Origin of the sequence: Polaromonas sp., from assembly GCF_029945925.1 — a bacterium.
Taxonomy (GTDB): domain Bacteria; phylum Pseudomonadota; class Gammaproteobacteria; order Burkholderiales; family Burkholderiaceae_C; genus Polaromonas.
In genome coordinates this window covers 1-12,946 of record NZ_JAQSDN010000039.1, presented here as the reverse complement: position 1 = coordinate 12,946, position 12,946 = coordinate 1, and the positions used below count along the sequence as shown (strand labels likewise).

General features: G+C 61.7%; 3 protein-coding genes. 2 read left to right on the top strand and 1 reads right to left on the bottom strand.

Annotated elements, in window-relative coordinates; translation table 11 throughout:
* The first annotated feature begins 48 nt into the window (after window positions 1-48).
* Window positions 49-711, top strand: a complete 663-nt coding sequence (locus tag PSV40_RS11430) for a transglutaminase-like cysteine peptidase (RefSeq protein WP_300537531.1) — start codon at window positions 49-51, stop codon at window positions 709-711.
* Between the two features lie 47 nt (window positions 712-758).
* Entirely contained in the window at window positions 759-2,666 is a 1,908-nt protein-coding gene (locus tag PSV40_RS11425; protein ID WP_300537530.1) for a LapD/MoxY N-terminal periplasmic domain-containing protein, read from the top strand.
* 81 nt (window positions 2,667-2,747) lie between these two features.
* Here PSV40_RS11425 and PSV40_RS11420 read toward each other — a convergent pair whose 3' ends face one another.
* Window positions 2,748-12,914, bottom strand: a complete 10,167-nt coding sequence (locus PSV40_RS11420) for a VCBS domain-containing protein (RefSeq protein WP_300537528.1) — start codon at window positions 12,912-12,914, stop codon at window positions 2,748-2,750.
* Window positions 12,915-12,946: the final 32 nt, after the last annotated feature.

Below are 12,946 nucleotides of genomic sequence, written 5' to 3'. Positions count from 1 at the left end.
GCAATTAATATCCGGGCGAATTTCACCACTGCGGTGAAAACGAAACACTTGAAGCACCTCCCCAAAGCCGCCCTGATTGTCGTGCTGCTCGTTCTCGGGGTAATGAAGGTTGCCGCGGTTGATTTTGAACGTATGCAAAGCGTCCTGACCCAGCGCTTTGGCCCCGCCGCCCGCGAATCGTTCCTGGACTGGCAAAAACTCCTGCAAAGCAGCGCGGACCAGACGGCACCCGCCCAACTCAGACGGGTCAACGACTTTTACAACCGCCGGATCAGGTTCGGGGATGACCAACCCATCTGGGGCCAAAGCGACTATTGGGCCACCCCGATGGAGACCTTGGGCAAAGGCGCGGGCGACTGCGAAGACTTTGCCATTGCCAAGTATTTCACGCTACTGCTGCTCAACATTCCTGACGAGAAATTGCGCCTGATCTATGTGCAGGCCCGACTGGGCGGCGTCAACAGCAGCATCACCCAAGCCCACATGGTGCTGGCCTATTACCCGTCCCCAGGGGCCGAACCCCTGATTCTCGACAACCTGATTGATGACTTGTTGCCTGCATCGCGCCGCCCGGATCTGCAACCGGTGTTCAGCTTCAACAGCCAGGGGCTCTGGCAAGGGGCCTCCGGCGCACGCGGCGCTGGCGGCCCCGCCAATCTGACCCGGTGGAAGGAATTGCTCACGCGCGCGCGCGCCGAAGGTTTTGATTGAATCCATTTAGAAACCGCTATAAAGAACTGCTCCGAGGGGAATTTTCCATGTCGATGTACCGCCAAATGTGGCTTGCAATCACTCTCAGCACGCTGCTGGCACTGCTGGGTGGCCTGCTGGCGTCCACGCTGAACGCCCGAAGCTACCTGACGGAGCAGCTCAGTATCAAAAACACCGACAACGCCACCGCGCTGGCACTGGCGCTGAGCCAGCAGCGTGCTGATGCGGTCATGGTGGAACTGACGGTTTCGGCCCTGTTCGACAGCGGCCACTATGCCCTGATACGCGTTGTAGACCCTCTAGGGAAAACCATTGTCGAGCGGGTCGCGCCGGCCACGGCACGCACCGTACCCGACTGGTTTGTCCGGGCCCTGCCGCTGAATGCCGCCCCCGGACAGGCGCAGATCAGCAGCGGCTGGACCCAGCTCGGCACACTGACCCTTGTCAGCGACAGCCATTTCGCCTACCTGGCGCTGTGGAAAAGTGTCGTGCAACTGGTGGTCGCCCTCGCCCTGTCAGGACTGCTCAGCGGTTTCCTGGGGGCCATGATCCTGCGGCGCCTTCACGAACCGCTGCAGCGGGTCATCAAGCAAGCCAGCGACATCAGCGAACGCCGCTTTGTGCTGATTGATGTGCCGGAAGTGCCAGAACTCAGACAACTTGCCCTGGCCATGAACAGCACGGTCACCCGCCTCAAGACCATGTTTGCCGAAGAAGCGCAACGCCTGGAGGTTCTTCGCATCAGCGCCAATTACGACCCGCTCACGGGCCTGGCCAACCGGACCTTCTTTCTGACCCAGTTGCTGGACTCGCTCGACACCGAAGATACGACGGGCGGCACGCTGCTGCTGGTGCGTCTGGCCAATTATTCCCGGCATCACCAGCGCCTGGGGACGCCGGCTGTCAATGCACTCCTGAAAGCCTTCGCTGCGGTGCTTGACCAGCACGCCGCGCAGGCCCACGCCGTGGCGGCACGCATCGGTGAATCCGATTTTGCGCTGCTGGTGCCAGGCCCGACCGGTGCGCACGAGGTGGCCAGCAAGCTGCTGGCGGCGCTGGTGGAGGCGAGCGCACCCCTGACCGGAAGTGGGCCCGCTGCCTACATCGGCATGGGCAAGTTGCAGCACGGACAGGACATGGCGGGTTTGATGGCTCAGGTCTCGGGCGCCATGGTGGCGGCCGAGGCCACAGGCGACAACGCCCTCCGCGAGGCTGGCGGAGAAACCACCCCCGAAGATGAGCAAAAAACAGCAGCCCTGATCAGGCAGGCCCTTGCCAACGGCCGGGTCCGGCAGCTTTCCTTCCCCGTCCTTGACCTGAAGGGACATCTTGTCCACCGGGGCTGCAGCACGGAACTGATGCTGAATGACGCACAAGCCTGGCAGCCCACCCGGCACTTCCGGCAAGTAAGCGAGGCTTTTCAACTGATGCCGCTGATGGATCTGTCGGCCATCCGGCTGGCGCTTGGCAAACTGGGCAACGAGCCGGGCCTGGCCGGCCTGGCGGTCAGCCTGTCGGCACTCTCTGTCAGCGAAGAAGACTTTCGCTCGCATTTGCTGGACCTGCTCAGGGTCAACCAGGAGGCGGCCCGCCGCCTGTGGCTGGAGGTGCCGGAAGCTGCGGCCGTCCAGCAGCTCGAAAGTTTTCGCGAATTCGTCGCCAACATCAGAAAAACCGGCAGCCGGGTGGGACTGGGCCAATTTGGCCGGCATTTCAGCCAGGTCGACGCGTTGCACGATCTTGGGCTCGATTTCCTGAGGGTCGACGCCAGCTTCGTCCGGGGCCTGCAACACAGCACGGACAACCAGCTTTTCCTCAAGAGCGTGGCAAACGTGGCCCACAAAATGGGCATGCAGGTTTATGCCGCCGGCGTGATCGACCGCGCGGAACTGGCGGCCCTGGAAGGGGCGGGCTTCGACGGGGTATCCGGGCCCGCTGTCAAAGAGCCTGCCTGACAACCACCAACTCACCGCCCTGAAAAGAAGCCGCCGGATCTTTCTGATCCGGCGGCTTCTTTTTGTCAACGACCAGACGCGTCAGTCTGTATTGAGTTTTCCTCTGCTCAGCAAGTCCTGAATCACCTGCTGGTCGGTGGTGTACACGCCAATCATGTCGACACCGGACAGCACAATTCTCTGATCGACGGCACCCAACACGGCAGCCGAGGGCGCGCCCACGGCGTGTGGATCGCTGGCGAAGCCGCCTGTGCTGCTGATGTGGACAATCGTGTCCGCACCCGACTTTTCGAAGTGCAGGAAATTCGCCAGATTGTCCTGCCCGAGCAGGGTCCCGGCGGTTTCTCCGACCAGAAGATCTCGCAGATCGAGCACGTCCCCGCCTGCCGACCGGCTGGCCAGGCTGAAGTCGGTAATCGTATCGGTCACGGGCGCTCCCGCCGTTCCGCCGTCATTGAGCTCCCAGCGGAAGATGTCGGCGCCCAAGCCGCCGGTCAGGGTATCGGCGCCCTGGCCGCCGATGATCAGATCGCGTCCGTCGCCACCGTTGATGATGTCGTTGCCGGTACCCCCCACCAGCCGATCATCACCCACGCCGCCGTTGAGCGTGTCATTGCCATCACCGCCGTACACGAAGTCCGAAGAAGCCGTCAGCGTCGGCGTGTTGTTCGCAGCCGTGCCCTCATACGCATTGGTGGCAGACACGAGACTGATCATCTGGTCCACCGTATGCACACCGCGGGCTGCACTGACTTCAATCAGCGCCGACTGGGCCGTGCCGACGCCGCTGACGGTCAGCCGCGTTGACAGATCCCAGGTGGAAAGATCAATCACCTGCGTCGTCCCGGTGGTGACCGTGGCGCTGTGCCCTGCGCCATCACTGATGGTCCAGCCGGTCAGCAGGCCATTGACGGTAAGCGTGTCAAACGCCCTGGCCGTCACATCGAGTTTGAAACTGCCACCGTCGTTGGCAATGGCCACATCATGGTGGTTTGTCTCCACCATCAGGATCGAGCGCACCTGCTCAGTGGTCAGCACGGTGTCGTAAATGCGCAGATCGTCAACGGTTGCATTGAGGTATTTATCGTTGTCGATCCGGCGCGAAAAATCGGCGTTTACCCCATTGGTAAAGCCAATACCGAACACATTGGTAATCGCGCCAGACAGCCCGCCCGCCGTCACGCTACCCTCCAGCACACCATCTACCCATATCTGGGTCTGGCCGGTGACGGAATTCCGGGTCATCGCGACAAAATGCCAGGAGTCATCGGAGATCACCGTTGTACTTTTGGCGCCAGTGGTGTCGCCTACGTTCAAACCGATGCGGCCATTGTTGTCAATCCAACCCCATTGCGCATCATTGACGGCACCGTTTTGCTCGGAACCAATCACACTGGGGCGGTTCCATCCGATATCCGTTCCGCCAAATTGCGCTGCGTCGGTGGTCGCGTTTTGCGTGGTTTTGATCCAGAACGATACCGTGGCTGAACCCGTGATGGGGGTCAATTCAACCGGATCTACTGCCAAAGAAGCGCCCTTGCCGTCGAACTTCAAGGCGGTTCCAGAAGTGCCTGCGTGACCGGTGACCCAGGTCGGCAGCGCTGTGCCGTTGGTGGTGTTGGCGTCCGACAGCGTGCCCTTGATGTTTCTGAGTTCATTGACCGCCGGCACACCAAAAGCCTCGTCAAAGGTCCACTGCCCGACAGGACGGACAGACAGGATAGGCGCGCTGTCCAGATCCAGAATGGTCGCCGTGCCCACTGCGACGGAGTTGGAGATCGGGCCAGTTGACAGGTTGGCTGTCAGCGTGAAGGTTTCCGAGCTCTCAATAATTCCATCGACCGTGGTGGACGTTCGCACCAGCACACTGGTCTTGCCGGCGGCAATCACCAGGCTGCCCGAATAAGCGGTCCAGGAGGTACCACCATTGACAGAATACTCCAGACCGGGACCATAGTCAGCGGCGGTGGCAGTCCCATTTCCGGTGGTCAAGGTCACGGTGACATCGTTGCCCGTTTGCGCGCCGAGCCGGATGTCGAACACAGCGTAGTCCCCTTCGACAATCGTCGTGTTGCTGACCACCGCAAGCGAGGGCGGCGGGCTCGCCGAGAGGCCACCTGTGAAGATATGGAAGGTCAGTGTTTGCGACGAACTCGCGGTGGCATTGTTGGAGCCTTCCGTGCCTGTCGCTGTCACCCCCAAATCGACCCGGCCGGAATAGTCTTCCGGGAACACCAGGTAGGCGGCGGCAAGTGCTGCTGTCGGAATGGTGACGGAACCGCTAACCGGGTTGTAGGTGATGCCGCCTGAGACGATGCGCGAACCACCCGGCATGTTGGAAATGCGCAGCGACAGGGTTTCCGAGCCATCGGCATCCACCAGGCTGGTCGTGATCTTGCCGGCCAGTGATATCTGTGTGGTCGTTCCCGTCACCGAGTTCAGGTTGGTCGCATTGTCCTGCATCGCGCCCTGGGCCTGCACCAGGCGGATGTCGTCAAAGTAGGCCCCCACGCCCTCCCCGCTTTCGGCCGAATTGGTGCGGATGGTGATCGTGTGATTGCCGGTTGTCGAGAAGTTGAATCCCGCGCGGACGGCCTCCCACTGCAGTGCCGAGTTGACGGCGCCAGCGGCGTAGGTGTAAACCACTTCACCGGCCGTCCCCGCGTCCAGCACCACCTGGAAGCCGGTGCCCGCAACAGGCGCCGCATCCGGCGCATAGTTCATGCTCAGCTGGTAGACGTTCGCGGTGTTGGTGACGTTGATGGTTCGTGTGATGCCCAGTGTCTGGTAGTTCGGGTTGAGGGCCGACACACCATTGGCGGCATTGTCCAGATGCAGGAACACTTTCTGCGAGTCACCACCGGTGGCGCTGCCCAGCATGCCACTCGCGATGTAGGGCGTACCGCCAGAGGTCGTGAGTGCATCACCATCGGCATTGAAATAGAACTGGTTCACCTGGCGTCCGGCAGACGCGCCCGCCGTATCTCCGGTCAGCGTGGTGACCAGCGACCAGCCTTCAATCGGCGCCGTTCCCATGGCATGGGTGGCATTGTTGGTGTCATCTGCAGAACCCACCAGCGGTCCGACGGACTCCCAGGTGGTGTTGAATACCTCTGTGAACGCGTTGACCACGCTCAGGTTGGGCGCGTCGGCAACGGCAGTGACATTGATGGTGGCCACGGTACTGGTGCTGGTCGCGCTCGAATTGTCGGTCGCAAAGAAGTTGAAGTTGGTGCTGCCAGACCAATTGGCCGTCGGTTTAAAATAAAGCGTCAAGCCGCCCGAACTGGCGGTATAAGCCACCCCCGTCGATACCGCCATGGTCATCGCCGGATCGGTGTAAAGAACCCCGTTTGACGGTGTGCTGCTCAGTGTGAAGCTGGCCACCGTGCCGTTGGGGTCGACCGCAGTCAGCGCCACGGCGATCCCGGCGGCCGCGTCCTCATTGCCCGTCGCGCTGGCGACGCTCGCAATGGGATTGCCCGAGGTCGCCATGTTGATCGTCGTGTTCGCAATATTGCTTGTCAATGCGCCATCCGTCACGCTGACGGTGAAGTTGCGTGCCGTCAGGCTGGCCGTCGTATTGGCATTGGTAAAGGTGATGGCGTTGAGTGCGGTCTGGTAGTTCGCCAGACTCGACGCGCCCGACAGAGTCACGATGTTGCTGTTCGCGCCGCTGATGACGGCAGTGATGCCAAGACCCCCTGGAATGCCGGCTGTTGACAGCACATCACCGGTGAACCAGTTGGTCAGCGTGAGGGTGGCGCCTGTCAGGTTGGCATTGTCCACATCGGTGATCAGGACATCGGTATCGGTGATCTTGACCGGTGTGGGCGCGGGACCGGTACTCCGGATGAAGTAGGTCGAAAAGCCGGTGCCGGCGGCACTGGCGTCCAGGTCAAGGACCGGCGCATCGTTGACGGACACCACATTCACCGTCGTCGTCGCCACAGCGCTGCTGAAGGTTCCGTCACTCACCGAAACCGTGATGCTGCGAGGTGTCGTGTTCGGATTTTCCGATGAATTGGCGTAAGTGATGGCCCGCAAGGCCGCTGCATAACTGGCGACAGGCGCCGACCCGAACAGGGTCAGGATGTTGTTGTTCGGGCCGGAGAACGTGTAGGTGATCCCGGCCGCAATTGCACCAATCGAGAGGCTGTCACCGGCCTGCCAGTTGGTCAGCGTGATGACCGCGCCCGAAAGGCTCGTATTGTCGTCAGCCAGCACCTGGCTGGCCGCCGACACTGGCACCCCCGCACCGTTTTCGGTGTACGAAGTGACATAACCGGTGCCGCCCGTGCTTCCGTCGAGATCCAGCGTTGGCGCGATGTCATTGACCGAAACCACCTTGACGGTCGAGGATATCGACAGGGTCGAGGTGTCCACGCCACCGCTGGCCGTCCCGCCGCTGTCCTTGATTTGCGTGAGCGTGAATGTCCGGTCGCCAGCACCCGGGTCATTGACATTGGTATTCTGGTAAGTGATGCCATTGACCAGCGTCTGTGTGGCCGCTGCTGTCAGCGTTCCACCCGTCAGAACCACGGTGGCGACGCTGCCTGTCACCGTCACCGAATAACCCAGGCCATTGGTGACGGTGGTACCCGAGCTGTTGGCACCCAGCGTGATGGTTCTGCCGTCGACAACAATCGACTCACTGGCGCCATCAACCAGGCCGGTTATCTGGAATGTCAGGCCCGTGATGTTTTGCCCCGCTTCAATGGTGCTGGCGGCCGCACTGCTGAACACAGCCACTGCCGCGGACTGAACAGCGCCTACCCCTTCAGTGAAAGTCGGGCTCAAGGCCGTCGCAGTCAGGGTCGGTGCATCGTTGATATCGATGGCGCTGATGGACACCGTGTCTGTCGCGCTGGAAAAAGCAGTGGTTCCGCCGTTGCTGCTGGTATTCACCTTGGTGGCGGCTTCGCCGGAGGTGGTGTCCCAGGCCCGGATGGTGAGGCCATCGGCAACCGTGCCCGAGAAACCCGGCGCAGGCTGGAAATACACCCGTGTGTTGCCGTTGGAAGCCAGCAACAGCGCACTCGTGTCACTCACGGAACCCATGGCTCGCCAGGTCGTGCCACCGTCGGTCGTGAAGTACCAAGTGCCATTGGTGGCGTTGGTGCCGGTGATGGCGATACCTTGGACAGCGCCCGAATCCACGTCGGTCACGCCACCTACCAACGTCGAAACCAGGCTGCCCACGGCGCCGGTCGGAGCCGCTGCATTCTGATTGACTGCGCCCAGGGTGAGCACGGTGTTGGCCAGTACCGGCGCGTCGTTCACTGGGTTGACCGTGATCGTAGCGGTGGCGGTGCCAGAGTAAGAGGTACCAGTATTGGCATCATCGGCTCTAAAGCTGAAAGTCGCGTTGCCGTCGTAGTTGGCATTCGGCACAAAATAGAGTGTCAGACTGTTACCTGTCGCTGGGTACCAGGTATTCTGAACCGCCGGCGTGCTCAAGCTTGCGTCGGTATACAGCGTACCGTTCAACGTGCCGTTTGCAAGGGAACTGGTCAGCTCGAAACGCATGATCGACGTATCGTCCAGGCCATTCAAGATGATGGGAATGGATGCCGCATCTTCATCACCCGTCGCCGCAGCGGCCAGCACGCTCGGGTTGAGCGTTGTTGAAAAAACAACGGCTGTCGTCGCTGTGTTGCTGGTATTGCCTTCTGCATCCGTCACGGTGATATCGATGCTCCGCGTACGTGCGCGACCTGCACCCACGTTGTCGAAGGTCACCTCCCGCAGTGCTGCCTGGTATTCCGCCAGGGTGGCTGTCTGACCGCCAATGGTGCTGATGACCAGTGTGCCTGTCGTCGCGTTGTAGGTGCTGGTGAATTTGGCGGGATTGATATTATTGAACGCGAGGGAATCTGTTCCCCTGTCATTGAAGTTGGTGCTGATATCAATCGTTACGCTGGCAATGTTCTGGCTATCGACGTCAGCGATGAGCACATCGGAGTCAACAATTTTCACGGCAGCTTCACCGCCGGCGTAAATGAAAGTGGTGGAGTATCCGGTCCCTGCGGCGCTGGCATCCAGATCCAGGGTCGGCGCATCGTTGGTTGCCACAACCGTAACCGTCGATGCCGCAGCCGGCGCAGAGGTATCCACACCGCCATTCAAGGTGCCGCCACTGTCCTGAATCTGGGTCAGGGTGAATGTCCGCACACCAGCGGTCGGGTTGTCCACACTTGTGTTCTGGTAGGTGATGCCGTTGACCAGCGTCTGCGTCTGTGCCGCGCTCAGGGAAGCGCCGCTCAAGGTCACTGTCGCGGTACCCCCACTCACCGTTGAAGTGAAGATCAGGCCGTTAGTCGTTGTCCAGCCTGCGACACTAGCTCCCAAATTGATAGTGCGGCCGTCAACCACGATGGTTTCATTGGCGCCGTCCTGCAAGCCGCTGACCGTGAAGGTCAGGCTGGTGATGCTCTGCCCACTTTCAATGGTGCTTACCGCTGCGCCACTGAATACCAGGGCCGCCGGCGCCTGGTCACCCGCCGTAGCCGTCTCGGTGACCGTCAGGTTGCGCGCCGTCGCCGTCAGGGTGGGGGCGTCGTTGAGAGGCACCACGTTGACAACAGAGGAAACGGACAACGCTGTGGTATCCACGCCCCCGTCGGTGGTGCCACCGCTGTCCTTGATCTGGGTCAGGGTGAATGTGCGGTTTCCGGCAGTGGGCTGGTTCACATTGGTGTTCTGGTAGGAAATGCCGTTGACCAGGGTCTGCGCGGCGGCGGTCGACATCGAGCCGCCGACCAGCACCACTGTCGCGACACCTCCACCGACAGTGACGATATAACCCAGCCCGTTGGTCACCGTGGTTCCCGAACTGCTGGCAGCCAGAGTAATGGTTCTGCCGTCCACAACAATGGATTCGTTGGCGCCATCGAGCAAGCCGCCGACGGTGAAGGTCAGCCCGGTGATGTTTTGACCGGCTTCCACGGCACTCACCGTCGCGCCGCTGAACACTGAAACAGGCGCAGCCTGAGTCAGGCCGGAGCCTTCCGTGAAGTTTGGACTGACCGCCGAAACGGTCAGGGTAGGCGCGTCATTGACCGGTGTGACTGTCACATTCACATTCGCAGTCTCGGTAGCGCCACCGGAGGTCACCGTGTACGTGAACGCCGGTACCACGCCATTGAAGTTGGCCGTCGGCGTGAACACCAGTTGGCCACCAACCAGGGCTACGCTGCCATTGGTCACCGCGACAGAAGCACCGCCGTCAGTGATCGCGCTCCCGTTGACGGCCGTGATGGTTCTTCCGGCATTCTCGAACGTATCGTTGCCCAGTACATTGATCGTCACCGCGGTGTCTTCGAGCGTTGTCGCCGTATCCGCTGTGATATCGACCACAGGTGTCACCGTGAGAGCAATCGTATCGCTGTCGGTCGATGTCCCGTCGCTGGTCAGCACCGTCAAGGTCGCGGCACCATGGTAGTCGGCTGTGCTGGTATAGCTCAGGCCATTCAGGGCCCCGTTGATCGCCGCCGCTGTTCCGCTGATGGTCACGCTACCGCTGCCATTGCTGGTGATGGTGGCCCCTGCAAAGGCAAGCGCCGTCAAGGTCCCGTTGGTCACGCTGACTGTCGTCGTCAGGGTACCGCTGTCCACGTCGGACACCGTGATGGCGTTGCCGTTGGCCGTGCTGAATACCTTGCTGGCGTCCTCGGCCATGGTCTGCCCTGCGGGCACTGTGTTGATCGGCGCGTCATTGACTGCGACGACACTGACCGTTTTGCTGGCGACAGTGCTCAGGTTGTTCAGCGCCTGCCCGTCGTTGACAACGTAGTTGATCGTCCTGGCTGCCGTGGACGGGGTGTCGCTGGTATTGGTGTAAGTCACACTGCGCAGGGCGGCCTGGTATTGCGCAACTGTCGCGGTACCACTGAGAGTCAACACGCCGGTTGTCGCGTTGTAGCTGCCCGTGATGCTTCCCATGGTGGTGAAGCCCAGTACGTCCTGGCCGGTGGCAAAGCCACTTCCAATGGAGACTGTCGCACCCGTCAGGTTGGTGTTGTCCACATCGCTGACCGTGATGCCACTGTCGATCGCGACCGGGGTGGAAACGACGTTGTTGCCTTCGGTAAAGATCGTCGTTCCACCACTCACCGTACCGATGGGGCGATCGTTGGCGCCGTTGACCGTCACGGTCAGGGTTTGCGTCGCGCTTGCCCCGGCCGTATCCGTCACCGTCGCCGTGAACACGTCCGTCGGCGTGCTGCCCGCCGGCAGGGCGTTGACCGCCGCCGCGTTGACCACGTAGGTGTAGCCGCCTGTTGATGCGTTGATCGTCAGGGTTCCGTAGGTGCCGACCTGCACCGCACCGCCTCCTACGCTCCAGGTCTTGCTGTCACCCGTGTCCACATCGGTGGCGCTGAAGCTGCCCGTCAGGCTGGTGAAGCTGTCGCTTGCCGCCGTGTCCGTCACCGTGCCGGCAATCGCGCCGGCCGCCACCGGCGCGTCGTTGGCGCCCTGGATGGTGATCACCAGGTTGGCCGTGCTCGTGGCACCGGCCGTGTCCCTCATCGTGTAGGTGAAGGTGTCCGTCAGGGTGTTGGCGCTGGTCCTCAGTGCGTTGACCGTGGCGTTGGTGTTGTTCACCACGTAGGTGTATGTGCCGTCGGCGTTGAGCGTGATGCTGCCGTAGGTGCCCACCAGGGCGCTACCCACCGTGCCGCCCGTGATCGCCGACACCGTCTTGGTGTCGCCCGCATCCACATCGGTATCGTTCGTCAGGACGTTGCCTGTCGCGTTGCTGCCCGCCGCCGTGCCGGCCTCGACTGCCGTGCCCACATCTGCCACGGCCACCGGGCCGTCGTTGCTGCCCTGGATGGTGATCACCAGGTTCGCCGTGCTGGTCGCGCCTGCAGCGTCCACCATCGTGTACGTGAACGTGTCCGTCAGGGTGTTGGCGCTTGTCCTCAGTGCGTTGACCGCTGCATTGGCGTTGTTGACGACGTAGGTGTACGTGCCATCGGCGTTGAGCGTGATGCTGCCGTAAGTTCCCACCAGGGCGCTGCCCACCGTGCCGCCCGTGATCGCCGACACCGTCTTGGTGTCGCCCGCGTCCACATCGGTATCGTTCGTCAGGACGTTGCCCGTGGCGTTGCTTCCCGCGGCCGTGCCGGCTTCGACTGCCGTACCCGTGTCGGCCACGGCCACCGGGCCGTCGTTGCTGCCCTGGATGGTGATCACCAGGTTGGCCGTGCTCGTGGCACCGGCCGTGTCCCTCATCGTGTAGGTGAAGGTGTCCGTCAGGGTGTCGCTCGCCGTCCTCAAGGCGTTGACCGTGGCGTTGGCGTTGTTCACGGCGTAGCTGTAGCTGCCGTCGGCGTTCAAGGTCAAGGTGCCGTAGGTTCCCACCAGGGCGCTGCCCACGTTGCCGGCCACGCCCGCCACCGCACTCACAGTCTTGGTATCGCCCGTGTCCACGTCAGTGTCGTTGCTCAAGACGTTGCCCGTGGTGTTGCTGCCCGCCGCCGTGCCGGCCTCGACTGCCGTACCCGTGTCGGCCACAGCTACCGGGCCGTCGTTGGCGCCCTGGATGGTGATCACCAGGTTGGCCGTGCTCGTGGCACCGGCCGTGTCCCTCATCGTGTAGGTGAAGGTGTCCGTCAGGGTGTTGGCGCTGGTCCTCAGTGCGTTGACCGTGGCGTTGGCGTTGTTCACGATGTAGGTGTACGTGCCGTCGGCGTTGAGCGTGATGCTGCCGTAGGTGCCCACCAGGGCGCTGCCCACCGTGCCACCCGTGATCGCCGACACCGTCTTGGTGTCGCCGGTGTCCACGTCCGTGTCGTTCGTGAGGACGTTGCCCGTGGCGTTGCTGCCCGCGGCCGTGCCGGCTTCGACTGCCGTGCCGGTGTCGGCTACGGCTACAGGACCATGGTTGTTGTTCAGGAGGGTAGTCGTTACATTACTGGCCGCCCCGTTTATCGCAATAGCTTCAAAATTTCCGCCAGAAATGGCGCCCAAACTGACGGTAAAGTTCTCCGTTCCTTCTGCCACGAAGTCGTCAATAGTCGCAATATTGAAGTTAACCGAGCTGCTGCCCACCGGGATCGTGACCGTTGCCACCCCCGTAAAGTCAGTCCCATTGACAGCGGTACCGCTGTAAGTAAGGTTAACCGTGACCGCGGTGTTTTGGGCTGGACTAGTCAGGCTAACGGTATAGGAAGCTGTACCGCCTTCAGTTACCGATGCACTACCAGTCAAACTAACCGTCGTGGCGTCGAGGTCGTCCACCACCGTGTTGGTCACCGTGCCGGTCGTTGTCA

Coding starts and splice junctions, on each gene's coding strand:
- PSV40_RS11425 (WP_300537530.1), top strand. CDS start 759: ATGTCGATGTACCGCCAAATGTGGCTTGCAATCACTCTCAGCACGCTG.